This window comes from Streptomyces albidicamelliae (assembly GCF_025642175.1).
Classification (GTDB): Bacteria; Actinomycetota; Actinomycetes; order Streptomycetales; family Streptomycetaceae; genus Streptomyces; species Streptomyces albidocamelliae.
On the sequence record NZ_CP106795.1, the window covers coordinates 956,456 to 983,389 of the forward strand.

Consider the following 26,934-nt stretch of genomic DNA (forward strand, 5'->3'; position numbering starts at 1 on the left):
GCTGCCCCGGATCGCTGCGGACATGTCACCCATGCCCGCCGGGCGTGACCCGAACGGTGCGTCCGTACCGGTCCCATGACCGGGGACGAGGAGTGCATCCGGATCCCGCACGGAACCGGAAAGGGCAGGAGAACGCCGAGCCGGAGGACGGAAGCGATGCGGGAAGACGAGCCCAGGGAGGGGCGGCTGTGCCTGGTGACGGGCGCCACCGGATACATCGGCGGCCGCCTCGTGCCCGACCTGCTGGCCGCCGGGCACCGGGTGCGCTGTCTGGCCCGCTCCCCCGGCAAGCTCCGCGACCAGCCGTGGGCGGGCGAGGTGGAGGTGGTGCGCGGCGACGTCACCGACTCCGCCTCGGTGGCCGAGGCCATGCGGGACGTGGACGTGGCGTACTACCTGGTGCACGCCCTCGGCACGGGCCGCGACTTCGAGGCGACCGACCGCCGCGCCGCCCGGATCTTCGGGGAGCGGGCCCGGGCGGCCGGGGTGGGCCGCATCGTCTACCTGGGCGGCCTCACGCCGAACGGTGTCCCCGAGGGCGAGCTCTCGCCGCACCTGCGGTCCCGGACGGAGGTCGGCCGCATCCTGCTGGACTCGGGCGTGCCCACCACCGTGCTGCGTGCCGCGGTGATCATCGGCTCCGGCTCGGCCTCCTTCGAGATGCTGCGTTACCTCACCGAACGGCTCCCGGTGATGATCACCCCGAGCTGGGTGCGCACCCGTATCCAGCCCATCGGGGTACGGGACGTGCTGCGCATCCTCGTGGGCAGTGCCGACATGCCCGCCGACGTGAACCGCACCTTCGACATCGGCGGCCCGGACGTCCTGACGTACCGCGACATGATGATCCGGTACGCGCGGGTGGCGAACCTCCCCCGCCGGCTCATCTTCCCGGTGCCGGTGCTCACCCCGCGTCTGTCCAGCCTCTGGGTCGGCCTGGTCACCCCCGTGCCCACCGGCATCGCCCGTCCGCTCACGGAGTCGCTGCGCCACGAGGTCGTCTGCCACGAGCACGACATCGCGCGGTACGTGCCGGACCCGCCGGGGCATCCGCTCGGCTTCGACCAGTCCGTACGGCTCGCCCTGCGCCGGGTGCGCGAGGCCCGGGTGACCACCCGCTGGTCGTCCGCCGCGGCGCCGGGCGCCCCCAGCGATTCGCTGCCCACCGACCCCGACTGGGCGGGCGGCAGCCTCTACACCGACCGGCGCACGGCCTCGGTGGCCGCGGACGTGCCCGCGCTGTGGCGGGTGATCGAGGGCGTCGGCGGGGAGAACGGCTGGTACTCCTTCCCGCTCGCCTGGAACCTGCGGGGTGTGCTGGACCGGCTGGTCGGCGGGGTCGGACTGCGCCGGGGGCGCCGGGACGCGCAGCGGCTGCGCGTCGGCGACTCGCTGGACTTCTGGCGGGTGGAGGAGATCGAGCCGGGGCACCTGCTGCGGCTGCGCGCCGAGATGCGGCTGCCGGGGCTGGCCTGGCTGGAGATGTACGCCGAGCCGGACGGCAAGGGCCGCAGCCGGTACCGCCAGCGCGCCCTGTTCCATCCGCACGGGCTGCTGGGCCACGCCTACTGGTGGAGCGTCTCGCCGTTCCACGCCCTCGTGTTCGGCGGGATGGCCCGCAACATCGCCCGGGCCGCCGCCGCGACCGGCCGGGCGGCACCCACCCACGCCTGACCCACGCCCACCGGCACCCGACAGCCTCGCACCGCCCCCGGAGCCATCCCATGCCCACCTCCGTCGTCCTGTTCACCGCCGATCTGCGCCTGCACGACCATCCGCCGCTGCGCGCCGCCCTGGAGGGCGGCCACGAGGTGGTGCCGCTCTTCGTGCGCGACAGCGGCATCGCGGACCCGTTCCGCGGCGCGCCCAACCGGCTGGCCTTCCTCGACGACTGCCTGCGCGACCTGGACGCCGGCCTGCGCAGGCGCGGCGGGCGGCTGGTGGTGCGCTCCGGGGACGTCGTCGAGGAGGTCTGCAAGGCGGTCACCGAGGCGGACGCCGACGACGTGCACATGGCGGCCGACGTGAGCGCCTACGCGCACCTGCGGGAGCGGCGGCTGCGCAGCGCCCTGGAGGCCGAGGGGCGGCGGCTCCACGTCCACGACACGGTGACGACGGCCGTGGCGCCCGGCGCGGTGACGCCCGCCTCCTCGGACCACTTCGCCGTGTTCACGCCGTACTACCGCCAGTGGTCGGGGCGGCGGCTGCGGGACACGCTCGGTGCGCCCCGGGCGGTACGGGTGCCGGCGGGCGTCGGCTCCGAGGAACTGCGGTCCCGGTCCGCGGCGGGGGTGTCGCCGGGGCTGGCCGAGGGCGGCGAGACCCTGGGCCGCAAGCGGCTCGCCGCCTGGCTGCGGTCGGGGGTGGCCGCCTACGAGGACCGGCACGACGACATGGCCGGGGACGCCACCTCCCGGCTCTCGCCGTTCCTGCACTTCGGCACGCTGTCCCCGGTCGAGGTCGTCCACCGGGTGCGCCGGGTCGGCGGTCCCGGGGCGGAGGCGTTCGTGCGGCAGGTCGCCTGGCGGGACTTCCACCGCCAGGTGCTGGCGGCGCGGACTGACGCGGCCACGGCCGACTACCGGACCAAGCACGACCGCTGGCGGTCCGCGCGGACGGCCCGGGAGGACGTGGAGGCGTGGCGGGCGGGCCGTACCGGATATCCGGTGGTCGACGCGGCGATGCGGCAGCTGCGCCACGAGGGGTGGATGCACAACCGGGCGCGGCTGCTCACCGCGAGCTTCCTCGCCAAGACGCTCTACGTGGACTGGCGCATCGGGGCCCGGCACTTCCTCGACCTGCTGGTCGACGGGGACATCGCCAACAACCAGCTGAACTGGCAGTGGGTGGCGGGAACCGGCACGGACACCCGCCCGAACCGGGTCCTCAACCCCCTGACGCAGGGCAAGCGGCACGATCCCGACGGCGCGTACGTGCGGCGATGGGTGCCGGAGCTGGCGGACATCGAGGGCGGGGCGGTGCACGAACCCTGGAAACTGAGCGGCCGGGACCGGTCGGCGGCGGCCGGCTACCCGGAGCCGGTCGTGGACCTCGCGGAGGGCCTCGCCCGGTTCCGCCGCGCCCGGGGCCGCGAGTGACGCACGGCGGGCCGCCGGGACACGCCCGGCCACCGCACGGCCCCGGAGGCCCCGCCCCGGTCCGGGAGGGGCGTGGCGGGCTCCCGGAAGCCCCGGTGCCCGCCCGGTGACTACCCCGGAGCGCTCGACAGGAGGTGCAGCGCTTCCGCCAGGGTGGCGGGGCGGAGCAGGCCGGGGGCCGGGCGGCCCGCCCAGCCGGGGCCGCCGAGGACGACCAGCGGATGCGCCCGGGCGCCCTTCACCCCCCACCGCATGTCCCCGATGTGCCGGGCCAGGGGCGGACTCGCGGTGGAGCGTGCCTGCGCCCAGAGCACCACGGCGGCCGGTCCCAGCCGCCGTACCGCCGCGACCAGCGCCTCCGCGGGGACGGCGGCGCCGAACATCCGCGCGGGCAACCGGAGTTCGCTCAGTGCCGCGTGCAGTGCCTCCAGCGGGAGGGTGTGCTGCTCGCCGGGTACGCAGGCGAGGAGCACGGGTCCCGGGGCGGGCGGTCCGCCCACCGCGGCGGCGGGCCGGGTGTGGCGGCGCAGGGTGGTGGAGACGTGCCAGGACAGCAGGTGCTCCACCTCCACGTAACGGTCGCCGGACGAGGCCCACTTGCGGCCCACCGCGTGCAGCGTCGGCATCATCACCTCCTGCCAGGCGGTGACCACGCCGTACTCGGCGACGGCGGCGGCCAGTTGCTCCTCGACCGCGGGCGCGTCCAGACGGACCGCGGCACGGGCGAGGCCGCGGCACTCGGTGCGGACGGCGGCACCGAGCGGCAGCACCCCGCCGGACCGGGTGCGCGCGGCGGCCGTCCCGTCCGGCGTGTCCCGGGCCGCCGGGGCCGCCTCCGGCGCGCCGGGTCGCGGTTCCCGTCCCTCGGCCGGGCCCTCCTCCCGCGCGGCACGGGCCGCTTCCGCCGGCGGGACGCCGGCCGAGGTCAGCCGGCACATCGTCTCCAGCATCGCCACGTCGTGCGGGGTCCAGCGCCGGTGGCGTCCGTCGGCACGGGCGGGACCGATGCCGTAGCGGCGGTCCCACGAACGCAGGGTGGTCGGGGACAGGCCGAGCCTGCGGGCGAGGGCGCCGGTGGTCAGGGCCGGTACGGGAGGCGCGGCGTCCGGTGCGGCGCGGCCCTGCTGGTCGTCCATGGCCCCGACGATACGACGCAGAAACGCTGCGCGTCGGGGTGCGTCGGCCGGGTCCGGCCCCGGGACGAGCGCCGACCGTTGCGCAGGAACGACAACTGCACTCGGGTCTACACATAAAGGCGTAATAAGCGCAAACTAGGTAGGCGGTGCTTGTCGCACTCACACCAGACGTGGTCTGGCCTGCACAGCAGAAGGAGACGAGTCATGGCCGACGTCTCGCACAGGGGTGACATGTCGACCCACCCCGATGTCTCCGAGATGCGGGCGCGGTACGCCCGGATGCTCGGCGGTCGTGATGTGGCGCTCGTGGACGGGCCGGTCTTCCTGCTCGGTCTGTACTGCGCGGCATCTCCGTGGATCGTGCACTACTCGTCGAGCCAGCCCGCGCTCATGACCCACAACCTGATCATCGGGATAGCGATAGGCCTGCTGGCACTGGGATTCACCAGGGCCCCGGAACGGATGTACGGCCTCAGCTGGGCCATGTGCGCCATGGGCATCTGGATGATCATCGCTCCGTGGATCGTGGGCAGCAGCCCGGACACCGGAGTGATCGTCAACAACATCGTCATCGGCGCGCTCGCGCTCGCCCTTGGACTGGTGTGCGCCGTCACCGCGGCGAAGAGCACCCCCAGGCCGTAGAAGCGAGGACCGAGGGAAGGAAGGACACGGAACACTGGAAGCACAGGCACACGACAGAACAGGAATTCCGGAAGGCCGGCCCGCCCGTGCGGACCGGCCTTTCACGTGCCCGCTCAGTGGCCCGGTACCAGCCAGGGCTCCTGCGGCAGGGTGCGGCCGGTCTCCAGCAGCGACTTGAGGTTGGAGAGGACGGCCGGCCAGCCCGAGGCCACGTCGGAGCGCTCTCCCTCGTCGTTGAGGTCCTCGTGGACGACGGTCAGCCGGACGATGTCCTCGTGCGGGCGGATCTCGAAGGTGACCCGGGAGTGCCGGTCCTCCCGCTCCTCCTGGTCCGGTGCCGCCCACGTGGTGACCAGCCGGGTGGGCGGCTCGCTCTCCACGACCCGGCCGACCACGTCGGCGATGCCGGAGCCGTCGGTGCGGACGTGTTCCCAGCGGGATCCGGGCCGCCAGTCGGAGACGTTCCGGTGGCCCCAGTAGGCGGCCGTGAGGTCGGCGTCGGTGAGCGCCTCCCAGACCTTCTCGGGGGTGCTCGCGATGTAAGTGACGTACACGAAACTCGGCTTGTCGGTCATGGCTTCCTCGGCTCGTCGCTTGAGGGCGCCGAGCGCTTGCAGGCGCGGGCGCTCGAACTTGTCGATCCACCGCTCCTGGATCTCGTGGAGCGGGACCGGATTGAGGTAGTGCAGCTTCTCCCGCCCCCGCCGCACCGTACCGATCAGGTTGGCGGCCTCCAGGAGGGCCAGGTGCTGGGTGACCGACTGGCGGGACATGGCGAAGTGCTCGCACAGCTCGCCGAGGGTCTGGCCGTTGTTCTCGTGGAGCCGGTCCAGCAGGCGTCTGCGGGTGTCGTCCGCCAGCGCCTTGAAGACCTTGTCCATCCCGCTGTCGCGCTCCGATCGCACACTCAACGTTATGCAGGCAATCACTTGCATGTCAATCGGGCGCTCGGTCCTAACTCACCGCGACGACGGTGTACTCCTCGCTGATCTCCTTCGCCCCGAACGGCCACACCTTCTCCACCCGGGCCCAGAGCAGGAAGGCCACGCAGCCGAGGGCCAGCCAGGCCAGGGACCACTCGACGGGGTGACGGCCCGGGGAGTTCTTGTCGGCGTACGCGTAGATCACGCACCAGCCGGCGAAGGCCAGGACGCTCGGCACCGGGTACAGCCACATCCGGTACGGGCGGGGCATCTCCGGCCGCCGCCCGCGCAGCACCGTCAGCGCGACGATCTGGGCCAGCGCCTGCACGAGGACCATCACCGTGGTGAGCAGCTGGATCAGCGTCGCGAGGTCGGTGTGGCGGCCGATCAGGAAGCCGACCGCGGTGATCACGCCCATGGTGGCGAGGCCCAGCGTCGGGAAGCGGTGCCGGGGGTGCAGCTTCTCGTACGGGCGGAAGAAGACCCGGTCGCGGGCGGCGTCGTAGGGCACGCGGGAGCCGCCCAGCAGGCCGGTGAACACGGAGGCGAACGCGGTGACCAGGATGAGTACGGTCACCACGTCGGCCGCGCCCCTGCCCCAGGTCTCCTCCAGCACCGCGGAGGCCACGGAGGTGGAGGCGACGTCGTGCGGGTCGGCCATCCGGTGCCAGTCGACGACACCGAGCGTGCCGATCTGGAGCAGCAGGTAGATCGCCATGATGCCCAGGATCGAGAAGACGATGGAGCGCGGCAGGACGCGGCCCGGGTCCTTGATCTCGGCGCCCATGTAGGCGGTGGTGTTGTAGCCGAGGTAGTCGTAGATGCCGATGGTCAGGCCGGCGGCGAAACCGAGCCAGAAGTGGTCGCTCGTCAGGTCGAAGGCGCCCGCCGGGTAGGTGAAGGCCCGATGCGGGCTGAAGTCCGTCGCGGCGGCGGCGATCACCAGCACGACCGAGGCGATCATCACGGTCCACATGACGGCGGTGATGCGCGCGATGTGCTCGATGCCGCGCCAGAGCAGGACGACGACCAGGGCGATGACACCCAGCCCGATCAGGTCGCCGGACGTCCGCCCGAGGCCGGGGGCGAGGTAGCCGAGGTACTGGACGAATCCCACCACGCCGGTGGACATGATCAGCGGGATGAACAGCATCGCCGTCCACACGAACAGGAACGGCACGAGGCGTCCGGTGCGGTACTGGAAGGCCTGGCGCAGATAGACGTAGCTGCCGCCGGAACCGGGCATCGAGGCGCCCAGCTCGGCCCAGACCAGTCCGTCGCACAGCGCGAGGAGCGCGCCGGCGAGGAACCCGATCACCGCCTGCGGGCCGCCGAACGCGGCGACCATCAGCGGGATCGTCACGAACGGGCCGATGCCGCACATCTGGCTCATGTTGATGGCCGTCGCCTGGAACTGGCCGACGCGACGGACGAAGCCACCCGTGGGTGGCGGGCTTCCGGACATGGGGACTCCTGACGCGGCGGGCGCTCGACGGCACCCGGCGGGGCCGACTGGCCGATAAAGTTAAGGAGCCTTACTAGAGGCGTCAAGTATGCGTCAGAAATGCACGAGAATGGTGCGATGCCCGTCAGCGACACCGTGGAGCAGCAGGAACAGCCCTGGAACCGCCGCCGCCTGCGCAGTACCAACGAGCGGCTGCTCCTGGACCGGCTGCGGGACTCCGGTGCCGCGTCGCGCGCACAACTGGCCCGGGACACGGGCCTGTCCAAACCGACGGTCTCCAGCGCGCTGGCCTCGCTGGAGGCGGCCGGACTGGTCCGCGAGGCCGGCACCCACGCCCCCGAACGCGGGCGCACCGCCGTGCTGTACGCCCCCGATCCGGCCGCCGGGTACGCGCTCGGCGTGGACATCGGCCGGAGCTGGCTGCGGGTCGCCGTCGTCGACCTGGACGGCACGGTCGCCGCCCGGGCCGACGTGCGCAACCGGGCCCGCGCCTCCGCCGCGCTCGCCGACCTGGTCGTGGGCACGGCCCGCCAGGTGGTGGAGAACTCGGGCGTCGACCCGGCCGAGGTGGTGCACGGGGTCGTCGGCACGCCCGGTGTGTACGACGAGCGCCGGCGCCGGGTGCGGTACGCGATGCATCTGCCGGGCTGGGGGCGCACCGGGATCGTCGACCGGATGCGCGAGGAGCTGGGCGTTCCCCTGGAGGTGCACAACGACGCCAATCTGGCGGCGCTCGGCGAGTACACGTACGGCGTCGGCGAGGGCAGCCGGCTCTTCGCGTACATCCTCATAGGCACCGGCCTGGGCATGGGGGTCGTCAGCGAGGGGCGGCTGTTCACCGGAGCGCACGGGCTGGCCGGGGAGATCGGCTTCCTGCCCTGGCCGGGCCGGCAGAAGCCGGAGCGGCTGGAGGACGCGGTGTCGGGCGTGGCCGTGGTGGAGAGCGCCCGGCGGTTCGGGATGAGCGGGCAGCTGACCGCGAAGGCCGTGTTCGACGCGGCCCGGCGGGGCGATCCGGCCGCCGCGCGCGCCGTGGAGCTGGAGGGCGAGCGGATCGCGCACACCGTCGCGGCGGCCGCCGCCGTGCTCGACCCGGATCTGGTGGTGCTCGGCGGCGGTGTCGGGCACAGCGTCGATCTGCTGCTGCGGCCGGTGAGGGAACACGTGCGCGCCCTCACCCCGCTGCGCCCGCGGATCGTGCCGAGCCGGCTCGGCGAGGACGCGGTGCTGCTGGGCGCGGTGGCCACGGCACTGGACACCGCGCGGGACGTGGTGTTCGAGCGCCGGACGGCCGGAACCTGACCCTCGCGGCGCCCGTCACGGCCGGGGTCGTTGACTGAGCCTGCGGGGACGCCTAGCGTGAACCGGATTAGTAAAGTTTCCTAACTTTACCAGGCTGGAGACCCCTCGTGTTCCCTCGCCCCCCGCACCGACGCCGGTACACCACCACCGCGCTGGTCGTCGGTCTGCTCTCCACGCTGACCTCCGGTGCCTGGGCCGGGAACCGGCAGCCGGCCGCACCGCACGGGCAGCACGTCGAGGCCACCCGCGTCCCCTCCGAGGCCGGCTCGGCCACCCCGCTCGCGGGCTTCGCCGTCCAGTCCACGGCCAAGGTGAGCGACTCCCCCGAGGCGGTCTCCTCCCCCGGCTACCGGGCGGCCGGCTGGCACCCGGCGGGCCCGCGCTCGACGGTCCTGGCGGCGCTGCTCGCCGACGGCGTGTACGCCGATCCGTTCCACTCCAGCAACCTGCAGAAGATCCCCCGCGCGGACTTCCAGGTCCCGTGGTGGTACCGCTCGGACTTCACGGTCGAGGACACCGGCCGGCGCACCTCCCTCGACTTCAGCGGGGTCGTCTCGGCGGCCGACGTCTACGTCAACGGCCACCGGGTCGCGGCGGCCGCGGACGTGACGGGCGCCTACACCCACCACGAGCTGGACATCACCTCCCTGGTCAGGTCCGGCACCAACACGGTCGCCCTGCGCGTCCGGCCCAACGACCCGGACCAGGACCTGACGATGGGCTGGCTGGACTGGCTCCAGCCGCCCCCCGACCGGAACATGGGCCTCGTCCGCGACGTCCTGGTGCGCAGGGGCGGCCCGGTGGCGCTGCGCGACACGCACGTGGTCACCGATCTGGCCGTCCCCTCGCTCGCCACCGCCGATCTGACGGTGAAGACCCTGGCCCGCAACGACTCCGGCGCGCCGGTCACCGCGGAGATCTCCGGCAGCGTCGGCGGGACGCACTTCACCCGGAGCGTGCCGCTCGCCGCCCACGAGACGAAGACGGTCACCTTCTCCCCCGCCGACGTGCCCGGCCTGCACCTCACGTCGCCGCGGGTGTGGTGGCCCGCCGGCATGGGCGGGCAGCCGCTGTACGACCTCGATCTCAGCGCCGAGGTCGCCGGTGGGACGTCGGACACCGCGCACCGGACCTTCGGCATCCGCGACGTGCGGGCGCCGCTGAACTCAGCGGGTGCCCGCCAGTACCGGATCAACGGCCGCGGGCTGCTGGTCAAGGGCGGCGGCTGGTCACCGGACGAGTTCCTGCGCTGGGACCGCACCTACGTCGAGGACCGCCTGAAGTACGCCGTCGACCTGGGCCTGAACACCCTCCGCCTGGAGGGCCACCTGGAGCCCGACGAGTTCTTCGACCTGGCCGACCGGTACGGCGTGCTGACGCTGCCGGGCTGGGAGTGCTGCGACAAGTGGGAGGGACAGGTCAACCCCAGCGGGTCGGGGAAGAAGTGGACCGACGCCGACCACTTGGTGGCGAAGGCGTCCATGGCCGCCGAGGCCGCCCGGCTGCGCGGCCACCCGAGTGTGCTCTCCTTCCTGATCGGCAGCGACTCCGCCCCGGACGCGGCGATCGAGAAGGGCTACCTGGACGCCCTGGAGGCCGCCGACTGGCCGGTGCCGGTGGTGCCCGCGGCGTCCGACGCCTCCTCGCCCCGACTGGGCGCGTCGGGCATGAAGATGACCGGGCCGTACGACTGGGTGCCGCCCGGCTACTGGTACGCCAAGCGGGAGGGCGGGGCCACCGGATTCAACTCCGAGACCAGCGCCGGCCCCAGCATCCCCACGCTCGACACCCTGCGCCGGATGATGACGCCCGCGGAGCTCGACACCCTCTGGAAGGATCCGGGCGCCCGGCAGTACCACCGCTCCCCGTCCACGACGTTCGGCACGCTCAAGATCTACGACGACGCCCTCGCGCACCGCTACGGCCCGCCCACGAGCCTCACCGACTACGTGCGCAAGGCGCAGCTCGCCCAGTACGAGAACGTCCGCGCCCAGTTCGAGGCCTACGGCCGCAACGCCGCCGACACCGACCGCCCCGCCACCGGGGTGATCCACTGGATGTTCAACAGCGGCTGGACGTCCCTGCACTGGCAGCTGGTGGACCGCTATCTCGACCAGAACGGCGCCTACTTCGGGGCGAAGAAGGCGAACGAGCCGCTGCACGTCCAGTACTCCTACGACGACCGCTCGGTGGTGGTGGTCAACAACCTGCACACTCCCGCGCAGGGCATGACCGCACGGGCGACGCTGTTCGACCCCGACGGTACGCAGAGATACGACCGCACCGTCGCGGGCGTCTCGGTGGAGGGCGACGGGGCGCACACGAAGCCCCTCACGCTGCCGTCCTCGGTGAGCGGGTTGAAGCCGACGTATCTGCTCCGCCTGGTGCTGACCGACGCGGCCGGGCGGGAGGTGAGCAGGAACGTCTACTGGCTCTCCGGCAAGGCCGACACCCTCGACTGGAACGGCACCACCTGGTACTACACGCCGACGACGGGCTCGGCCGATCTCACCGGGCTGGCCTCGATGGCACGGGTGCCGGTGGCGGCGACGGCCTCGACCGAGTCGTCCGGCGGTACGTCGACGACGACGGTGACCCTCCGCAACACGGGGGCAGGCACGACGCCGTCGCTGCTGACGGACGTCCGGGTGGTCGGCGGGCAGGGCGGTCCCGTGCTGCCGGTGCGCTGGTCCGACAACGACGTGAGCCTGTGGCCCGGTGAGTCGGTGACGCTGACCGCCACCTACCGGACGGCCGATCTGCGCGGCTCGGCACCCGGTGTGCGGGTGTCCGGGTGGAACACGGCGGAGCGGACGGTGCCGGCCGCCTGAACGGAGCGGGGGTGGGCCGGGCGGGCCCACCCCCTCGGGGTCAGCCGACGTCGAGCGCCGTGTCGTCGATGACGAAGGACGTCGGGAGGGTGGAGCCCTCGGTGCCGGTGAACTTGACGGTGACGGTCTGGCCCGCGTAGCCAGCGAGGCTGAACGCGCGCCGGGTCCAACCGCTCGCCGCGTTCAGGTTCGAGTACGTCGCGAGGGTCGACAGCACGGTGCCGCCGCTGTCGAGGACCTGGACCTTCAGGGTGTCGTAGGCCGTCGAGGTGGTCGTCTCGTCGGTGTCGACGTGGAGGTAGAAGCCGAGGTCGGCGCGCGTGCACCCGGCGGGGACGGTGACCGTCTGCGCGAGGGTGTCGGTGTGGGCCGAGCCGTAGCCGTTCAGCCAGGCCTTGTAGGAGCCGGTGCGGGCGGCCTCGCCGGTGTCGTTCGTGATGACGCCGCTGGAGGCGGTCCAGGTGGTGGCACCGGACTCGAAGCCGCTGTTGCCGAGGAGCTGGGCGGCGGTGCAGGTGCCGCCCCCGCCGCCACCGCCGCCGGTGGTGCCCGAACCGGCCAGCCAGGCGGTGGCGTTGAGGGCGAGGGGCGCGTTGGTGGCGGTGGAGTCGTTCCAGCCGTCGTACAGGGTGTTGCCGGACTGGCCGGTGCCGTCGTCGATCGGGGAGCTGTCGCCCCAGAAGGCGACCCGGCCGCTGCCGAAGGCGGACGTGGCGAAGAAGGCGCCGGTGTTGCCGGAGTAACCGGTGCGGTACAGCAGGCCCTTGACGGCCGGGTTGTCGGCGGGCTTGAGGGTGGCGGTGGTCCCGCTGGCGATCAGGCTCTTGGTGACCGTGCCGAAGGCGCCGTGCAGGACGGGGTCGGTGCTGTCGCTGATCGCGGCCGGATGGTCGGAGCCGATGCTCAGCGTGTCGACGGAGAAGCCGAACGGGTCGGTGGAGTCGACGCTGTTGTTGCTCATCAGGTCGTTGAAGATCTCGACCGCGTCGTAGCCGTCGTTGTTGCGGTCGGCGCCCGTGTGGTCGGAGATCATGAACAGGCCGCCGCCGTTCTTCACGAAGTTCATGATCGCCGTCTTCTCGGCGCTCGTGAACATCGTGTTGGGCTCCGGCAGGACCAGCGTGTCGAAGTTCGACAGGTCGGTCGCCGACGAGCCGCCGTAGCTCAGGCTGGAGCCGGAAGGCAGGGTCTTCTGGCTGTAGCCGCCGGCCTTCTGCAGGGCGACGCCCCACGAGGAGAGGGCGCCGGTCCAGTCGGTCTCGGCGGACGGGGTGGAGTCCTGCCCGAGCGGGTCGGGCTGGCTGGTGGAGATGATCCAGTCGGCGTTGCCGGCCGTCTCCGCATGGGCGTTGTCGAACAGGATGCGGTGCGTCGTCGCCGCGTGCGCGGGGGCGCCCGTGCCGATCTGGAGGGCGGCTCCGGTGAGGAGCAGCCCGAATCCGGCGAGGGCGGTGGTGAGTCTGCGGCGGGATCTCCTGGGTCCAGGCATCCGGCGAACCTCCATGAGGGGTGGGGAGAAGGCGGTGGGGGCGCCAAGTCTGCGCGCGTAGAACCCGCTTGAGGGTTCTACACGCGTCGAGAGGTTGAAAGGTACATGGCATGAAGGCGCGGTGAACAGAAGCCGTGGCGGCATTCGGGGCGGCGTGGCCTCGGCCCGCGGCGGGCACATCCTCGGCAGCGGGGTTCGCCGCGGGGAGCGTGGAAGGGGAGAGCCATGGAGATCTCGGGCGTCATCAGCGCCATCGTCATCGGGCTCGTCATCGGCGTGCTGGGCAGGCTGGTCGTGCCGGGACGCCAGCACATCGGCGTGCTGTGGACCGTCGCCGTCGGCATCGTCGCCGCGCTGCTGGGCTCGGCGATCGCCGCCGGGTTCGGAGTCGCGGACACCAAGGGGCCGGACTGGATCGAGTGGTTCATCCAGATCGGCCTGGCCGCCGTGGGCGTCGCGGCGCTCGACCGGGCCCGGGTCCGCCGCTAGGGCCTGTCGTTTGGATCAGGCCGGCCTGGCCCACGGTGCCTTGTCTGCCGACCCGAGCGGGGCGTGGTGCGTGCAGCTGCAAGGCGGAGGAGGGCGGCGACGCGGAGCGTCGACAACCGACGACAACGCCGCAGATGCGCGTGCCACGCCCCGCGACGCCGGCATGATCCAAACGACAGGCCCTAGGGGACGGTCAACCGCCGTACAGGTAGGGGGTGGTGGTGCTGAGCGCGTGCAAGCCCAGGCGCTCCAGGATGGGGCGGCTCATGGATGAGGCGTCGACCTGGAGGTAGCGGTACCCACGGGCGGCGGCGACGCGGGCACGGTGGGCGACCAGGGCGCGGTAGACACCCCGGCCCCGCCAGGCCTCGACGGTGCCGCCGCCCCACAGCCCGGCGAACCGGGTGCCTGGCACCAGCTCCATGCGCGCGGCGCCGACGGCCTCGCCACCCGCGAGCGCGACCACGGCGACGACCGCCTCGGGAGCGGCCGCGAGGCCGTCGAGCAACCGGTGCCGAAGCCGGGTGCCGTCGGTCCCGAAGGCCCGCTCGTGGACGTCCACGACGAGGTCGACGCCGGCCGGGTCGGTGACCTCCACGACCCGTACGCCCTCGGGCTGTTGGCCGTCCAGGACGAGGCGGGAGACCTCGCCGACCATCAGCGTCTCCTCGGGCTCGGCACGAAAGCCCGCGGCGGCGAGCCGGCGGCCGAGGTCATCGGGCCGGTCGTGGCCGTACAGCTTCCACTCGAAGTCGCGGCCGAGGCCGGTGAAGAAGGCGATCTGCTCGTCGATCGCCCGGTCCGCGCCGGCCGCGTCCAGGCCGGACCAGAGCACACCGTTCCAGCCGCGCTCGTCCGCGATCTGCCGTACCACCGCGCCGGCCCGCTCGATCCGTGCGGTGGGGCCGTCGGGCCGGGCGCCCTCGCGCATGTCGCGGTCGTAGAGGGCGAGCACCGCCGTGTGATCCATGCGCCCACTCCAGCACGCCCGTCCCGCGCCGGGCAACGGAGTTACGGGGGGCCGGGCGTGCCCGCCTGCGGCCGTACGGCGGCCAGATAGCCGCTCAGCCGGTCGCGGTTGCGGGCGAGGCAGTCGATGCGGGCCTGGATGCGGTCGATGTGGTCCTGGAGCAGGGCGGCCGTGCGCGGGGTCACGCACTCCGCGGGCGGGTGCAGTTCGCCGGGTCCGGAGAGGTACGGCAGGATCACGCGGATCATCTCGGTGGTGAGACCGGAGTCGAGCAGGCCGCGGATCTGCCGGACGTCGGCGACCGAGGACTCGGGGTAGCTGCGGTAGCCGTTGCCGGTCCGCTCGGGGGACAGCAGTCCCTGCTCCTCGTAGTACCGCAGCAGCCGGGCGGGGACGTCCGTCCGGCGCGAGAGCTCACCGATCCGCATGCCGACCTCCGGTACGCGCTTGACCTTCACACTGATGTCAGGCTTCCACCATGGTCGCATGACTGCGTCCTCCCAGGTCAAGGGCGGTCCGCTGCGGTGGTCGGGGCTGCTCGCCCTGTCCTGCGCCGCGTTCACCGCCGTTCTGACCGAGCTCCTTCCGGCCGGCCTGCTGCCCGCGATGGCACCGGCCCTCGGCGTCGCCGGATCCCGGATCGGCTACCTCGTCACCGCCTACGCGGCCGCCTCCTTCCTGGCGGCGGTCCCGCTGACCGCCGTGCTGCGCGGACTGCCGCGGCGGCGGGTGCTGTGCGGTGCGCTGCTGGGGCTCGCCCTGAGCAACACCGTGGTCGCGCTCTCGGCGTCGTACCCGCTCACCTTCGCGGCCCGGCTGCTCGCCGGGGCGACGGGCGGCACGCTGTGGGCGATGCTGGTCGGCTACGCGGCCAGGACGGTGCCGGCCGAGCGGCGCGGCCGGGCGATCGCGGTCGTCCTCGCCGGGATCACCCTGGCCCTGGCGTGCGGGCTGCCCGCCGGTACCGCGCTGGCGGGCGCGCTGGGCTGGCGGGCCGCGTTCGCCGTGGCCGCCCTGCTCGCCCTGCTGCTCGTCGGCTGGGTGCGGGCGCGGGTGCCCGGCCTTCCCGGGGAGCCCGCGCACGCGCGCGTGCCGGTCGTCCGGGTCGCGACGCGTCCGGGAATCCGCCCCGTGCTGTCCGTGACGCTGCTCCTGCTGCTGGGGCATCAGGTGATGTACACGTACGTCGCCCCGTTCGCCGCGCACTCCGGATACGGCCGTACGGGCCTGCTGCTCGCGGTGTTCGGCGGCGCGACGGTGGCCGGGATCTGGGTCACGGGCCTGCTGGTCGACCGGTGGCCGCGCCGCACCCTGCTCGGGGCGCTGGCCCTGTTCGCCGGGGTGCTGCCGGTGCTGGGCGCGAGCGCCGGGCGGCCCGCGGCGCTGGTCGCCGGGGTGGCACTGTGGGGCGTGGCCTTCGGCGGGGCGCCGACCCTGATCCAGACCGCGCTGGTGGACGCCTCCGGTCCGGCCGACGCCGATGTGGCGACCTCGCTGCAGACCACGGTGTACAACCTGGGCATCGCCGCCGGTTCGCTCACCGGCGGCCTGGCCCTGGACACGGCGGGTCCCGGGGCGCTGCCCTGGACCGCCCTCCCCCCGGCCCTGCTGGCCCTCGCCACGGTCGTCGCCGCACGGCGGCACGCCTTTCCCCCGCGGCGGCGCGGGGCTGTCCCGACGACGGGGCCGGTGGCCGGGGTCGCCTCGGTGGCCGTGACGAGCCCGGCCGGAGATCATGCCGTGAGGAGGTGCGCCGATGGTGCGGGACAGTGAGCTCGGGTATCTGCGCCGCTGCGTGGAGCTGGCGGCCGAGGCGCTGGAGGCGGGGGACGAGCCCTTCGGCTCGGTGCTCGCGGCCGGCGACGGGACGGTGCTGGCGGAGGACCGCAACCGGGTGGCCGGCGGCGACCGCACCCGGCATCCCGAGTTCGCACTGGCCCGCTGGGCCGCCGGGCGTCTCGCACCCGAGGAGCGCGCGGCGGCGACCGTGTACACCTCCGGCGAGCACTGCCCGATGTGCGCGGCGGCGCACGCCTGGGTGGGGCTCGGCCGGATCGTCTACGTCGCCTCCTCGGAGCAGCTCACGGGCTGGCTGGCCGAGCTGGGCGTGCCCGCGCCGCCGGTGCGGTCCCTGCCGGTGCGTGAGGTCGCGCCCGGTGTGGCCGTCGAGGGTCCGGTGCCGGAGCTGGTGGCCGAGGTACGGGAACTGCACCGCCGGTGCTGGGCACCGCGCGGGTGACACCGGCCGGGGTCAGCCCAGTTCGAGTGTGGTGACACCGAACACCCGCTCCCGTGCGTGCGCCCGCACCGGACCGGTGTACATGCGGGCGGTCTCGAAGGAGGGCCGCAGTCCGGCCTCTTCGGCGAGGGCGGCACCGGCCGCGTTCGGCTCGGGCACGTCGACGGCGATCTCCCGGCCGGCGGCGTCGGCGACGAGGGCGGAGAACAGGGCCCGGGCGTCCGCGGCGGTGTCCGCGAAGAGGGGCCCGATGCGCAGGGTGTCGACGCCGGGGCGGATCACGCCGTACCCGGCGAGCCGGCCGCCGTCGTGGCGGACGTAGGCGCGGTGGCCGGGGCCGGTGAGCCACTCGGCGAGGAACCGCGGGCGGTCGGCCGGGCAGCAGGCGCCGTCGTAGACCACGAGGTCGGCGAGGTCGGCGGGGCCCGCGGGCCGTACTCCCGGTGCCGGGCGCAGCTCGGGGGCGACCCCGGTGAACCGGACGGTGCGGTGGGCGAGTTCGAAGCCGGACTGGCGGTAGTTGTCCTGCTGGGCGACGACGCCGTCCAGGCCCACCGTGCGGTTGCCGGCGTGGGCCAGGGCGGTCTTCCAGGTGGTGAGGCCGTGGCCGTGGCCGCGCAGGTCGGGCCGGACGAGGTAGCAGCCGAGGAAGGCGTAGTCGGGGCCGTGATTGACGACGGAGACGGCGGACACCGGCTCCCCGTCGATCCGGCCGAGGAAGAATCCGCCGGGGTCCTGGGCGAAGAAGGCGGGCCCGTCGGACAGTCCCGGGTTCCAGCCCTCCGCCGCCGCCCACCCGCTGATCACCGGCCAGTCGGCGAGGGTGGCCTGGGTGACGACGAGGTCGTGGGGGGCCGCAGAGGTCATCGGTGCGCTCCGTTTCCTTCGGGGTCGGGCTGCCGTGCGGGCGGCCCCGGCCGGGGCCGCCCGCAGCATCCTTTCCGATCAACGACCGCGGCGCCATGAGGAGTTCGGCCGTCGTGCCCGGTGCGCGGCGAAGCCCCACCGGGCTGCCGCCGGGTGGGGCCTCGGAGCCCGGCCGGTCAGCGGGTGTGCTCCGGGCGGAAGCGGCGGTAGAGGACCGCGCCCGTGACGAGCAGCGCGGCGCTGCCGGCGACCGCGGGCGCCGTCAGATCCGCACCGGTGTGGGCCAGCGAGGCCCCGGCCGGCCGCGGGGCGTGATGCGGGTGCGCCTTCACGGGGGCCGCCGGCCTCGGCGCCGGGGTGTGCGGGTGGCGCGGGGTGCGCGGCCGCTCGGTGGGGCCGTTGACCGACTGGTTGCCGGTGGCGGGGTTGCCCACGCCGACGACGTCGACACTGTTCCCGCTGATGTTCACCGGCAGGTGGACGGGGAGCTGGACGGCGTTGCCCGACGCCACTCCCGGCGAGTCCTGCGCGGCGCCGTGGGCGGACGCCCCGCCGGACGAGGACGATCCGCCCTCTCCCGCGCCGCCGGTGTTCGCGCAGGTGTTGCCCGCCGCCGGGTTGAGCAGCCCCACCATGTCCACGGTGTTGCCGCAGACGTTCACCGGCACGTCCACCGGGAGCTGGATGCCGTTGCCGGAGATCAGCCCGGGCGAGCCGACCGCGGTACCGTCGGCCGAGGCGCCGTCCGCCGCGAAGGCGGCGGACACCGGGAGCGCCATGGCCATCGCGCCGGACGCGGCGGCGACGGCGATCACACCGTTTCGGGTAGCCCGTCTCATAGGTTCCCTGCCTTCCAGACATGGTCGCGGGCAGTCGCCCGCACCTCTTCAAACGCAGACGCACCATCCGAGTTATGGCTTATCGGTCTTTCACCCCATCGAGTGGCAGGCTTATCGAACTGCAGGGAAACCCGACCAATGATCACCAACCGGAAGGCCGGGACGGAGGGTGCGCAGGGTACGGCACCGGGTGCCGCTCCGCTCGTCGGGAGGCGGGCCCTCGGGGGCCCGCTTATGGTGATCCGAGGGCGCGGTCCCGGTCCGCGGGGGCGCCCCGGGAGGCGAGCGATGCTGGTCAAGCTGTCCCCACGGCCCGCGGTGCGGCGCTGCGCGGGTGCCGGGGTCCTCGCCCTGGCGCTCGTCGGAGCCGGGCTGCCCGCGGCCGCCGCCGAACAGCCGCGGCCGGACCTCTCGCGCTTCTACCGGCAGCAGGTGAAGTGGGCCGCCTGCGAGACGCCCGACGTGCCGAAGGACCTCCAGTGCGGCAAGGTCACCGTGCCGGTCGACTACGCCCACCCGCGCGCGGGCACCCTGGACGTGGCGCTGGCCCGCTACCGCGCCACCGGCCCGTCGCGCGGCTCGGTGCTGCTGAACTTCGGCGGCCCGGGCGGTGCGGGTGTCAGCGAGCTCGCCGACGACGGGCGGCAGTTCATGGACCTGACCAACGGTTACGACGTCGTCACCTTCGACCCGCGCGGGGTCGGCCGCTCCTCCCCCGTCAGCTGCGGCGACGGCACCGACGACACCGCGGTGCCGACCGGCCGGCAGCCGGACATCGATCATCCGACGGCGCTGTTCAAGCAGTTGCGGCGGGCCGCCGACGCGTGCGCCCGGCACTCGGGCCCGGTGCTGCCGCACATAGGCACCGTGAACGCCGCCCGCGACATGGACGTCATCCGCCAGGCACTCGGTGACAAGAAGCTCAACTACCTGGGCTTCTCCTACGGCACACGGCTGGGCGCGGTGTACGCGGCGCAGTTCCCGCACCACGTCGGCCGGCTGGTCCTGGACGGGGTGGACACCCTGACCGAGCCGCTGTCCGAGCAGGGGCTGGCGGGTGCCCAGGGGCAGCAGACCGCGCTGGACGACTTCCTGGACTGGTGCACGACGGATATCGCGTGTCCGTTCGGGACCGATCGGCGCGCGGCGGGCGACGAGGTGCTGCGGATCGTGCGCTCGCTCGACGAGAACCCGGTGCCGACGAATCTCGGCGGCTCGTTCTCCGGCCAGGACCTGGTGGGCGCCCTCGCGCAGGCCCTCTACAGCCGGGACCTGTGGCCCTCGCTGGAGCGGGCGCTGGCCTCGCTGGTGGAGGACGGCGAGACCCGGGGCGTACTGAACTTCGCCGGCGGCGGCATCGGTGTGCGCGGGGAACGGCACCGCGGTGACGGCGGGCTCGTGGACGCCGAGGAGGTGCCGGCGGACAACCTGTCGGCCGCCCTGATGGCGATCAACTGCGCGGACGACCCCGACCGGCCGGACGAGCGGCGGATCACCGCGGACCTGCGGGAGCTGCGGGCCGCCTACGACCGGGCGTCACCGGTCTTCGGCCGCTACCGGCTCACCCAGCTGCTGATGTGCTACGGCCGCCCCCGCGGCACGGACTTCGTCCGCGACCGGGTCAAGGACGTCGACACGGCGAAGATGCTGCTGGTGGGCACCCGCGGCGACCCGGCGACGCCGTACCGCTGGACCGTCGAGACGGCCGAGCGGCTCGGACCGTCGGCCGTGGTCCTCGACAACAAGGGCGAGGGCCACACCGGCTACTCGTCCTCCACCTGTGTGCACCGCAGGGTCAACGACTTCCTGCTCTACGGCTCCCTGCCGCCGAGCGGCAGCTCCTGCCCGGCGAACGGGAAGGACTGGAGCGCCGGCGTGGGCACCTCCGGCTGAGAGGGCGAACACCCCGACGGACGACAGGAACCACCCACACGGGTGTCGGGCGCGAATCCGTGACAACCGTCCGGATTCCCCGGCCGTCCCACCGGGCAGGCGAGCCTCGACCACCCCTTCCCGTACGACCCGACAGGGGGAAACACCATGCGTCTCCACGCCGCCATCGCCGTGTCCACCGCTTCGGCCGCCACCGCCGCCCTGCTGCTGACCGCGCCGCAGAGCCAGGCCGCCGGCGGGCGGGCCCCGACCGCGCGCTGCGCCGAGAAGGCGCTGACGGTCCGGGCGAAGGCCGTCGCCACCGACCGGACCGTGGTGCGGATGAGCGTCACCAACCGCGGTGGCCGTGCCTGTGTCGTCGACCGGGTGCCCACGGTGACCTTCGGGGACCTGGACGGCGCCGCGCTCCCGGAGCCGGCGGGCGGCACCGGCACCTACCGGCTCGCGGCGGGCGGCACCGCCTACGCGGACGTGCGCACCATCGGCGACCCGGCGGACCCCGAGGCCCGCCGGACGGACTCGCTGACGGTCGCCGCGTCCACGGCGCACTGGGGCCGCTCCTTCACCGCCGCGCGGCTCGGCACCGGGAAGAAGGTCCTGGTGTGGGAGCCGGTGACGACGTGGTGGAAGACGTCGGCGGCGGCCGCCGACCGGGCCGTCCGGCTCAGCTGAGGTCCAGCTCGGGCGTGTACAGGTCGAGCCAGCGGGCGAGGTCCAGGGTGCGCTCCAGGCCGCGCCGGGCCCACTGGCTGCCCACCGGCGCCTCCCGCTCGGCGGCCCGGCGGACGCGGTCCCGGTCGACCAGGTCGAAGACGCGGTGGGAGGGCCGGGAGAGCAGGTCCTTGGCCTGGTCCTGGAGCGCGCGGGCGTACCGCGGGTCCTGGGTGGACGGGTAGGGGCTCTTGACCCGGTCGTACACCGAGCGCGGCAGCACGTCCGCCGCGGCCTCCCGCAGCAGGCTCTTCTCCCGGCCGTCGAAGGACTTCAGCGCCCAGGGGGCGTTGTAGACGTACTCGACCAGCCGGTGGTCGCAGAACGGCACCCGGACCTCCAGGCCGACGGCCATGCTCATCCGGTCCTTGCGGTCCAGCAGGGCGCGGACGAAGCGGGTCAGGTGCAGATGGCTCATGCGCCGCATGCGGTACTCGAAATCGCTCTCGCCCTCCAGCCGGTCGACCCGGGCGGCGGCGGACCGGAAGCCGTCGGCGGCGTACCCCGCCAGGTCCAGCGATTTGGCGAGGTCCGGACGGAGCACGTCGGAGTCGTCGCCGAAGTGGCGGCCCATGTGCACCAGCCAGGGGAAGGTGTCGGCGGCGCGGGCCTCCTCGTCGAAGAACTGGAGGTAGCCGCCGAAGACCTCGTCGGCGGACTCGCCGGACAGGGCCACGGTGGACTTCTCCCGGACGGCGCGGAAGAGCAGCAGGAGCGAGGTGTCCATGTCGCCGAAGCCGGCGGGCAGGTCGCGGGCGCGGATCACCTGGTCGCGCAGGGCGGGGTCGGCGAGGGAGTCGGCGTCGAGCACGATGTCCCGGTGGTCGGTGCCGGCGTACCCGGCCACGTCGTGCACGAACGGGGTGTCGGGGGTGCCGCGCAGTTCGTCGGCGACGAAGTGGTCCGCCTGGCCGACGAAGTCGACGGCGAAGCTGCGCACCTTCTCGTCGTACTCGGCGAGCCGGCGGGCGGCGAGCGCGGTCATCACGGAGGAGTCGAGGCCGCCGGAGAGCAGGGTGCAGCGCGGTACGTCGGCCACGAGCTGCCGGCGCACGATGTCGTCCAGGAGCGTACGGACGGTGGCGATCGTGGTGTCCCGGTCGTCGGTGTGCGGGCGGGTTTCCAGCCGCCAGTAGGCGCGGGTGGTGAGGCCGGAGCGGTCCACGGTGACGACGGTGCCGGGTTCCACCTCGCGCATGCCGTCCCAGATCGCGTGGCCGGGCGTCTTGACCAGGACGAACAGTTCGCGCAGGCCGTCCAGCGAGACGCGGGGGCGGGCCAGCGGGTTGGCGAGGACCGCCTTGGGCTCGGAGCCGAAGAGGACGCCGTCGGGGGTCGGGTGGTAGTAGAAGGGCTTGATGCCCATGCGGTCGCGGATCATGACGAGCTTGTCGTGGCGGCCGTCCCAGACGGCGAACGCGTACATGCCGTTGAGGCGTTCGGCGACCGCGTCGCCCCACTCGAGGTAGCCGTGCAGGACGACCTCGGTGTCGGAGTCGGTGGTGAACCGGTGGCCGCGGCCCTCGAGTTCCCGGCGCAGCTCGGTGAAGTTGTACGCCTCCCCGGAGTAGACCAGGGCGACGGCGCCCCCGGGGACCGTGAGGGACATCGGCTGACGGCCGCCGGGGAGATCGATGACGGCGAGCCGGCGGTGGCCGAGGGCGGCGGGCCCCTCGGCCCAGGTGCCGCGGGCGTCCGGGCCCCGGCAGGCCATCGTCTCGGTCATCGCATGCAGGGTGGGTCCCTCGGCGGTCAGGTCACGGTCGAAGGAGACCCATCCGGTGATGCCGCACATGCGCTACCTCCTGCCTCCGGCTCGCCCCGGGACCGCCGCCCGTCCGCGTCCGCGGGCGGCCGCTGCCCCGCGACCCAACCAGATGTATCGAGCACCTATATGACGAGCCTCCGTCGGCGCTCGCGCGCGGTCAACGCGGCCGTCCGCCGGACGGCCCCGCCACCCCCGTGGTTCCGGCCGCGTTTTGCCTTCGCGAAATCCGGTGGGCCCCGCGCCGCCGGGCCGGCTCCGTGCGGAACCGGCCACGGGCAAAGACTTCCCCAAACCCCCGGAGGTTCACGGCTTCACGGTCACGAACCGCTCCAGCGCCGCGGTGAGTTCCGCCGGCCTCTCCAGGGGCAGTTCATGGCCGGCGTCCAGGATGCGCACCTCCGCGTCCGGGTAGGCCTTGGCCATCCGGAGCATCTGCCCTACCGGCAGCTGGACGTCGTGGTAGCCGTGCACCATCAGGGTGGGCACGCGGATCTCCCCCGCCCGGTCGAGAACGTCGAAGGCCCGCATGGCGCCGTACAGCGTCATGACGACCTCGCGCGGCGTGCCGGCGGAGGCCCGGACGTGCTCGCGGATCTCCTCGCGCGGGTACCCGGGCGCGAAGGCCCGCTGGATGTTGGCCGCGACGAACAGCTTGAAGGGCACGAGGGTGGACGCCGCCATCAGCAGGCCCCGGCCGCGGCTGTACGTCATCCGGCCGATGGAGTTGACCAGCACCATCCGCTCGACCCGGGCGGGATGGGCGAGGGCGATGGTCTGCGCGATCATCCCGCCCATCGAGTGGCCGACCAGCACGAACCGCTCGACCTCCAGATGGTCGAGCAGGGCCAGGACGTCCTCGGCGAGCTCGGCGACCGTGCGCACCCCGGCGCCCGTGCTGTCCCCGTGTCCGCGCAGGTCCAGGCGGATCACCCGGCGTCTGCCGGAGAAGTGCGCCGTCTGGTGGTCCCAGCGGTGCCGGTTCGCGGTCCAGCCGTGGACGAACACCAGAGGCACGTCCACCGCGTCGCGGGGCCCCTCGTCGTCATACGTCAGGGCGGCTCCGTCGAGTTCAAGCTGCGGCATAAGGGCCTCCAGGGGCACGGTACGGTCCGGTTACTGACGGGTACGGTAGCGGTGCGCGGGGCACCGCGTCACCGGCGGCCGCCTTGGTGGGGCAGGGCGCCTTCGCCCCGGATTAGCCCGAATGCCGTAAAGGCGAATCGGCCCTATCGTCGTGTCATGGAGCACGCACTGAGTCCCGCAACCCTTGCCCTTCTGCGGCGCCCGCGTCCCTACCCGGCGGTGTCCGTTCTGACCCCCACGCACCGCCGTGAACGCGGGAGCGGCCAGGATCCGGTCCGGCTGCGCAACGTCGTGGCCGAGGCCCGCAAGCGTCTGGAGTCCGATCCCGCGGTCACCCGCGACCGGCGCGCCGACGTCGAGGCGCAACTCGACCGGGCGCTGTCGGAGGTGGACCTGACGCACGCCGAGGACGGCCTGGTCATCTTCGCCGCGCCGGGCGAGCACCAGGTGTGGTCGCTGGCCCGCACCGTCCCCGAACGCGTGGTGCTGTCGGACACCTTCCTCACCCGCAACCTGGTCGCCGCGCAGGCCGCGGAACGGCCCTTCTGGGTGCTGTCGGTCTCCGCCGACCGCGTCACGCTGTGGAGCGGCGGACCGGACCGCGTCGTCGAGGCCGACTCCGGTGACTTCCCGCTCGACCGCGCCCGGCCGAACTTCGACGCCGAACGCCAGATGCGCATCGGCGACTCACCGAGCACCTTCCGCGACGAGGGCACCCGGCAGTTCCTGCGGGAGGCGGACACCGCGATGACCGCGATCCTGCGCGAGCAGCCCCGCCCGCTGTACATCACCGGCGAACAGGCGGCGCTCTCCCTGATGGAGGAGGTCGGCAGCGTCGCCAAGTGCGGCGTGCACGTCCGCCACGGAGGTCTCGCGCACAGCGGGCCGGACGCCGTGTGGCAGGCCGTCGCGCCCGTCCTGGAGGCGGAGTCGACCCGGAGCACCTCGTCCGTGGTCCGCGAGCTGACCTCCGCGCGGGGGCACCGGAACTACGCGGCCGGTCTGGACGAGCTGTGGCAGAACGCCCGGGAGGGCCGGGTCCGGCTGCTCGCCGTGGAGGAGAACTACCGCGCCGTCGTCCGCGATTACGGCGAGCACCTGGTGCCGGCCGAGCCCGGCGACCTCGACGCCCGCGAGGACATCGTGGACGAGATCGTCGAGCAGTGTCTGGAGACCGGTGCCGAGGTGCGGTTCGTCCCCGACGGCACGCTGAGCGACTCGGACGGCATCGCGGGCGTGCTGCGGTACTGAAACACCCCTCCCCTGACCCAGCCCTCGCCCCAGCCGAGACCCCAAGGCATCCCGCGGCGGCCCGCCGGGCCACCCGGGAAGGCCGTCTCCCGTCGGCGTACGCTACGGCGTGATCGTCGGCGGGAGGGAGTTCGCACATGGGTGGCCTGCTGGGTGTGGCGGTACTGGGGGCCGGCCACATGGGCGCCGACCACATACGGCGTCTCGACCAAGTGGTCAGCGGCGCCAGGGTGGCGGCCGTGGCCGACCCCGACATCGAACGGGCGAAGCAGGCCGCCGCGGGCCTCACCGGCGTGACCGTGCACACCGATCACCTCGCCGCCCTGGACGCGCCCGGTGTGGCGGCCGTCCTCGTCGCCTCCCCCGGTCCGGCCCACGAGGAGGCGCTGCTCGCCTGCTTCGCACGCGGGCTGCCGGTGCTGTGCGAGAAGCCCATGGTGCCGGACTCCGCGGGCGCGCTGCGGATCGTGGAGGCGGAGGCCGCACTCGGCCGGCGGCTCGCGCAGATCGGGTTCATGCGCCGGTACGACGCCGAGTACCGGCGGCTGAAGGCACTCCTCGACGCCGGGCGCCTCGGCCGGCCGCTGATGCTGCACTGCACCCACCGCAACGTCTCGTCCCCCGACCACTTCACCAGCGCCATGCTGGTCAACAGCTCCGTCTCGCACGAGATCGACGCGGCCCGCTGGCTGCTCGGTCAGGAGCTGACGGCGGTGACCGTGCTGCGGCCCACCCCGTCGTCGGACGCTCCCGAGGGCCTGATCGACCCGCAGTTCGTGCTGCTGGAGTCCGAGCGGGGGGCGCTCGTCGACGTCGAGGTCTTCGTCAACAGCGGCTTCGGCTACCAGGTGCGCTGCGAGGCCGTGTGCGAGAAGGGCAGCGCCCGGATCGGCGACGAGCACACCATGGTGGTCACCACCGGGGGCGGCGCCGCGCAGGAGGTGGCGCAGGACTACCTCGTGCGGTTCGCCGGCGCCTACGACCGCGAGGTGCAGGCCTGGGTCGACGCGACCCGGCGCGGGGAGGTCACCGGGCCGGGTGTCTGGGACGGCTACGCCGCGTCCGCCGTGGCGGAGGCGGGCGTGCGGTCCCTCCACACGGGTGGCCGGGTCGCCGTCGATCTCGCCCCGCGCCCCCGCCCGCGCTAGGAGGGGAGGCACGGGGGAGCCTCCCGCCCGGCGCGTCACACCCCGTCGAACAGGGCGCTCAGCCCCCGCTCCACCACGGCCGCCAGGTCCTCGTGCCCGGCCGGGACGAGCGCATAGGTCCGCAGCAGGAAGCGGCGCAGCGCCGAGGCCTGGAACTGCAACAGGGCCAGTCCGTACGGCGAGTGGAACTCCAGCACCGTCCGCGTGCCGCCGCACGGCCATATCTGCACGTCCCCGTGGCCGGCCGGGGCCCGCAGTCCCTGGTCGAGCAGGGCACGCGCGAAGATCCAGGTGAGCTCCTCGCCGTCCAGGGCCGCCTCGGCGGGGAAGTCCACGAAGACGGCGAGCGGATCGGCCGCGGTGTAGCGAAGCGTGGCGGTCACCGGGACCTCCCGGTCCTCCGCGGTGATGAGCCGTGCGTGGGCGGGCTGTTCGATGCAGATGTCCATGCCTTAATGGAGTCCGTGAGGGCCCTTCGCATGGCGCCAAATCCGGTCAGAATCCGGCCGGTACCGGCCTTCGTCGCCGCGAGGGAACAGATGAGCGTCGAACACCTGCGTGATCACTGCACGGTGACCGTCGGCAAAGGGCAACTCTCGTAGACCGTCTACGACTTGACGGGCGCCACGCCTACACCATTCGTACCCGCGGAACAGTCCGGGAAGACTCTGGCATATGCCGGAAGCACCACCGTATCGTGTGTTGCCAAATCCCTTACGGGGCGTCGCGGGCTGTGCCACAGTCGTAACGGTCCCCGCCCGTCCTCCCTGGCCGTACCGTCCCCCTTCGG

General features: G+C 73.4%; 23 protein-coding genes. 12 read left to right on the forward strand and 11 right to left on the reverse strand.

Going from position 1 to position 26,934, the window contains the following annotated elements; genetic code table 11:
* The first annotated feature begins 156 nt into the window (after positions 1 to 156).
* Both N8I86_RS04645 and N8I86_RS04650 read left to right on the forward strand, forming a co-directional pair.
* A complete protein-coding gene (locus N8I86_RS04645) occupies positions 157 to 1,674 on the forward strand; it encodes an SDR family oxidoreductase (protein WP_263277163.1) in 1,518 nt (505 codons plus the stop codon).
* A gap of 50 nt (positions 1,675 to 1,724) precedes the next feature.
* On the forward strand, positions 1,725 to 3,098 hold the full coding sequence (locus N8I86_RS04650) for a cryptochrome/photolyase family protein (RefSeq protein WP_263277164.1): 1,374 nt from the start codon (positions 1,725 to 1,727) through the stop codon (positions 3,096 to 3,098).
* A gap of 110 nt (positions 3,099 to 3,208) precedes the next feature.
* Here N8I86_RS04650 and N8I86_RS04655 read toward each other — a convergent pair whose 3' ends face one another.
* Entirely contained in the window at positions 3,209 to 4,234 is a 1,026-nt protein-coding gene (locus N8I86_RS04655) for a MerR family transcriptional regulator (protein ID WP_263277165.1), read from the reverse strand.
* Positions 4,235 to 4,438: 204 nt separating this feature from the next.
* On the opposite strand from N8I86_RS04655, the gene N8I86_RS04660 reads away from it, so the two are divergent.
* Positions 4,439 to 4,876 carry an SPW repeat protein gene (locus N8I86_RS04660; protein ID WP_073894455.1) on the forward strand — a complete coding sequence of 146 codons (438 nt, stop codon included), beginning with the start codon at positions 4,439 to 4,441 and terminating at the stop codon, positions 4,874 to 4,876.
* 113 nt (positions 4,877 to 4,989) lie between these two features.
* On the opposite strand, the gene N8I86_RS04665 is transcribed toward N8I86_RS04660, so the two are convergent.
* Entirely contained in the window at positions 4,990 to 5,757 is a 768-nt protein-coding gene (locus N8I86_RS04665; protein ID WP_073894457.1) for an ArsR/SmtB family transcription factor, read from the reverse strand.
* 73 nt (positions 5,758 to 5,830) lie between these two features.
* Positions 5,831 to 7,264, reverse strand: coding sequence for an APC family permease (locus tag N8I86_RS04670; protein WP_073894458.1), 1,434 nt, complete (start codon positions 7,262 to 7,264; stop codon positions 5,831 to 5,833).
* A 117-nt stretch (positions 7,265 to 7,381) separates the two neighbouring features.
* Between N8I86_RS04670 and N8I86_RS04675 the strand changes: the two genes are divergently transcribed.
* The gene (locus N8I86_RS04675) at positions 7,382 to 8,566 is read left to right on the forward strand and encodes an ROK family transcriptional regulator (protein ID WP_263277166.1); all 1,185 of its coding nucleotides are present in this window, start codon (positions 7,382 to 7,384) and stop codon (positions 8,564 to 8,566) included.
* 107 nt (positions 8,567 to 8,673) lie between these two features.
* Positions 8,674 to 11,397 carry a glycoside hydrolase family 2 protein gene (locus tag N8I86_RS04680; RefSeq protein WP_263277167.1) on the forward strand — a complete coding sequence of 908 codons (2,724 nt, stop codon included), beginning with the start codon at positions 8,674 to 8,676 and terminating at the stop codon, positions 11,395 to 11,397.
* Between the two features lie 40 nt (positions 11,398 to 11,437).
* On the opposite strand, the gene N8I86_RS04685 is transcribed toward N8I86_RS04680, so the two are convergent.
* Positions 11,438 to 12,886: a hydrolase gene (locus N8I86_RS04685; RefSeq protein WP_123438912.1), complete on the reverse strand. Its 1,449-nt coding sequence runs from the start codon at positions 12,884 to 12,886 to the stop codon at positions 11,438 to 11,440.
* A gap of 225 nt (positions 12,887 to 13,111) precedes the next feature.
* Between N8I86_RS04685 and N8I86_RS04690 the strand changes: the two genes are divergently transcribed.
* Positions 13,112 to 13,375, forward strand: coding sequence for a GlsB/YeaQ/YmgE family stress response membrane protein (locus N8I86_RS04690; RefSeq protein WP_073894462.1), 264 nt, complete (start codon positions 13,112 to 13,114; stop codon positions 13,373 to 13,375).
* 193 nt (positions 13,376 to 13,568) lie between these two features.
* Here the strand turns inward: N8I86_RS04690 and N8I86_RS04695 are convergent, their stop codons facing one another.
* Both N8I86_RS04695 and N8I86_RS04700 read right to left on the reverse strand, forming a co-directional pair.
* The gene (locus tag N8I86_RS04695) at positions 13,569 to 14,345 is read right to left on the reverse strand and encodes a GNAT family N-acetyltransferase (RefSeq protein WP_263277168.1); all 777 of its coding nucleotides are present in this window, start codon (positions 14,343 to 14,345) and stop codon (positions 13,569 to 13,571) included.
* Between the two features lie 41 nt (positions 14,346 to 14,386).
* On the reverse strand, positions 14,387 to 14,773 hold the full coding sequence (locus N8I86_RS04700) for a MerR family transcriptional regulator (protein ID WP_073895310.1): 387 nt from the start codon (positions 14,771 to 14,773) through the stop codon (positions 14,387 to 14,389).
* Positions 14,774 to 14,831: 58 nt separating this feature from the next.
* Between N8I86_RS04700 and N8I86_RS04705 the strand changes: the two genes are divergently transcribed.
* Together N8I86_RS04705 and N8I86_RS04710 are read left to right on the forward strand one after the other, a co-directional pair.
* Positions 14,832 to 16,118, forward strand: coding sequence for an MFS transporter (locus tag N8I86_RS04705; RefSeq protein WP_263277169.1), 1,287 nt, complete (start codon positions 14,832 to 14,834; stop codon positions 16,116 to 16,118).
* Positions 16,102 to 16,584: a nucleoside deaminase gene (locus N8I86_RS04710; protein WP_263277170.1), complete on the forward strand. Its 483-nt coding sequence runs from the start codon at positions 16,102 to 16,104 to the stop codon at positions 16,582 to 16,584. The genes N8I86_RS04705 and N8I86_RS04710 overlap by 17 nt, the downstream gene beginning before the upstream one ends.
* Positions 16,585 to 16,596: 12 nt before the next feature.
* Here N8I86_RS04710 and N8I86_RS04715 read toward each other — a convergent pair whose 3' ends face one another.
* Positions 16,597 to 17,451 (reverse strand): GNAT family N-acetyltransferase, encoded by an 855-nt coding sequence (locus N8I86_RS04715; RefSeq protein WP_073894468.1) that lies wholly within the window; start codon positions 17,449 to 17,451, stop codon positions 16,597 to 16,599.
* Between the two features lie 176 nt (positions 17,452 to 17,627).
* Entirely contained in the window at positions 17,628 to 18,290 is a 663-nt protein-coding gene (locus N8I86_RS04720; protein WP_263277171.1) for a chaplin, read from the reverse strand.
* Between the two features lie 288 nt (positions 18,291 to 18,578).
* Here N8I86_RS04720 and N8I86_RS04725 point away from each other — a divergent pair, with 288 nt between their 5' ends.
* Together N8I86_RS04725 and N8I86_RS04730 are read left to right on the forward strand one after the other, a co-directional pair.
* A complete protein-coding gene (locus N8I86_RS04725) occupies positions 18,579 to 20,183 on the forward strand; it encodes an alpha/beta hydrolase (RefSeq protein ID WP_263277172.1) in 1,605 nt (534 codons plus the stop codon).
* Between the two features lie 147 nt (positions 20,184 to 20,330).
* The gene (locus N8I86_RS04730; RefSeq protein WP_263277173.1) at positions 20,331 to 20,855 is read left to right on the forward strand and encodes a DUF4232 domain-containing protein; all 525 of its coding nucleotides are present in this window, start codon (positions 20,331 to 20,333) and stop codon (positions 20,853 to 20,855) included.
* On the opposite strand, the gene asnB is transcribed toward N8I86_RS04730, so the two are convergent.
* Both asnB and N8I86_RS04740 read right to left on the reverse strand, forming a co-directional pair.
* Entirely contained in the window at positions 20,848 to 22,689 is a 1,842-nt protein-coding gene (asnB, locus tag N8I86_RS04735; RefSeq protein WP_263277174.1) for an asparagine synthase (glutamine-hydrolyzing), read from the reverse strand. The genes N8I86_RS04730 and asnB overlap by 8 nt on opposite strands.
* 276 nt (positions 22,690 to 22,965) lie before the next feature.
* On the reverse strand, positions 22,966 to 23,745 hold the full coding sequence (locus N8I86_RS04740; protein ID WP_263277175.1) for an alpha/beta fold hydrolase: 780 nt from the start codon (positions 23,743 to 23,745) through the stop codon (positions 22,966 to 22,968).
* A 156-nt stretch (positions 23,746 to 23,901) separates the two neighbouring features.
* On the opposite strand from N8I86_RS04740, the gene N8I86_RS04745 reads away from it, so the two are divergent.
* Both N8I86_RS04745 and N8I86_RS04750 read left to right on the forward strand, forming a co-directional pair.
* On the forward strand, positions 23,902 to 24,996 hold the full coding sequence (locus tag N8I86_RS04745; protein ID WP_073894477.1) for a baeRF3 domain-containing protein: 1,095 nt from the start codon (positions 23,902 to 23,904) through the stop codon (positions 24,994 to 24,996).
* A 137-nt stretch (positions 24,997 to 25,133) separates the two neighbouring features.
* The gene (locus N8I86_RS04750) at positions 25,134 to 26,144 is read left to right on the forward strand and encodes a Gfo/Idh/MocA family protein (RefSeq protein ID WP_073894479.1); all 1,011 of its coding nucleotides are present in this window, start codon (positions 25,134 to 25,136) and stop codon (positions 26,142 to 26,144) included.
* A 35-nt stretch (positions 26,145 to 26,179) separates the two neighbouring features.
* Here the strand turns inward: N8I86_RS04750 and N8I86_RS04755 are convergent, their stop codons facing one another.
* Complete coding sequence (locus N8I86_RS04755) at positions 26,180 to 26,593, reverse strand: SsgA family sporulation/cell division regulator (protein WP_123438903.1); 414 nt, start codon at positions 26,591 to 26,593, stop codon at positions 26,180 to 26,182.
* Positions 26,594 to 26,934 lie beyond the last annotated feature (341 nt).

What these genes read in the sequence shown, in the direction of transcription:
- N8I86_RS04645 (WP_263277163.1), top strand. Translation starts at nt 157, where the DNA reads ATGCGGGAAGACGAGCCCAGGGAGGGGCGGCTGTGCCTGGTGACGGGC.
- N8I86_RS04650 (WP_263277164.1), top strand. Translation starts at nt 1,725, where the DNA reads ATGCCCACCTCCGTCGTCCTGTTCACCGCCGATCTGCGCCTGCACGAC.
- N8I86_RS04655 (WP_263277165.1), bottom strand. Translation starts at nt 4,234, where the DNA reads ATGGACGACCAGCAGGGCCGCGCCGCACCGGACGCCGCGCCTCCCGTA.
- N8I86_RS04660 (WP_073894455.1), top strand. Translation starts at nt 4,439, where the DNA reads ATGGCCGACGTCTCGCACAGGGGTGACATGTCGACCCACCCCGATGTC.
- N8I86_RS04665 (WP_073894457.1), bottom strand. Translation starts at nt 5,757, where the DNA reads ATGGACAAGGTCTTCAAGGCGCTGGCGGACGACACCCGCAGACGCCTG.
- N8I86_RS04670 (WP_073894458.1), bottom strand. Translation starts at nt 7,264, where the DNA reads ATGTCCGGAAGCCCGCCACCCACGGGTGGCTTCGTCCGTCGCGTCGGC.
- N8I86_RS04675 (WP_263277166.1), top strand. Translation starts at nt 7,382, where the DNA reads ATGCCCGTCAGCGACACCGTGGAGCAGCAGGAACAGCCCTGGAACCGC.
- N8I86_RS04685 (WP_123438912.1), bottom strand. Translation starts at nt 12,886, where the DNA reads ATGCCTGGACCCAGGAGATCCCGCCGCAGACTCACCACCGCCCTCGCC.
- N8I86_RS04690 (WP_073894462.1), top strand. Translation starts at nt 13,112, where the DNA reads ATGGAGATCTCGGGCGTCATCAGCGCCATCGTCATCGGGCTCGTCATC.
- N8I86_RS04695 (WP_263277168.1), bottom strand. Translation starts at nt 14,345, where the DNA reads ATGGATCACACGGCGGTGCTCGCCCTCTACGACCGCGACATGCGCGAG.
- N8I86_RS04700 (WP_073895310.1), bottom strand. Translation starts at nt 14,773, where the DNA reads ATGCGGATCGGTGAGCTCTCGCGCCGGACGGACGTCCCCGCCCGGCTG.
- N8I86_RS04705 (WP_263277169.1), top strand. Translation starts at nt 14,832, where the DNA reads ATGACTGCGTCCTCCCAGGTCAAGGGCGGTCCGCTGCGGTGGTCGGGG.
- N8I86_RS04710 (WP_263277170.1), top strand. Translation starts at nt 16,102, where the DNA reads ATGGTGCGGGACAGTGAGCTCGGGTATCTGCGCCGCTGCGTGGAGCTG.
- N8I86_RS04715 (WP_073894468.1), bottom strand. Translation starts at nt 17,451, where the DNA reads ATGACCTCTGCGGCCCCCCACGACCTCGTCGTCACCCAGGCCACCCTC.
- N8I86_RS04720 (WP_263277171.1), bottom strand. Translation starts at nt 18,290, where the DNA reads ATGAGACGGGCTACCCGAAACGGTGTGATCGCCGTCGCCGCCGCGTCC.
- N8I86_RS04725 (WP_263277172.1), top strand. Translation starts at nt 18,579, where the DNA reads ATGCTGGTCAAGCTGTCCCCACGGCCCGCGGTGCGGCGCTGCGCGGGT.
- N8I86_RS04730 (WP_263277173.1), top strand. Translation starts at nt 20,331, where the DNA reads ATGCGTCTCCACGCCGCCATCGCCGTGTCCACCGCTTCGGCCGCCACC.
- asnB (WP_263277174.1), bottom strand. Translation starts at nt 22,689, where the DNA reads ATGTGCGGCATCACCGGATGGGTCTCCTTCGACCGTGACCTGACCGCC.
- N8I86_RS04740 (WP_263277175.1), bottom strand. Translation starts at nt 23,745, where the DNA reads ATGCCGCAGCTTGAACTCGACGGAGCCGCCCTGACGTATGACGACGAG.
- N8I86_RS04745 (WP_073894477.1), top strand. Translation starts at nt 23,902, where the DNA reads ATGGAGCACGCACTGAGTCCCGCAACCCTTGCCCTTCTGCGGCGCCCG.
- N8I86_RS04750 (WP_073894479.1), top strand. Translation starts at nt 25,134, where the DNA reads ATGGGTGGCCTGCTGGGTGTGGCGGTACTGGGGGCCGGCCACATGGGC.
- N8I86_RS04755 (WP_123438903.1), bottom strand. Translation starts at nt 26,593, where the DNA reads ATGGACATCTGCATCGAACAGCCCGCCCACGCACGGCTCATCACCGCG.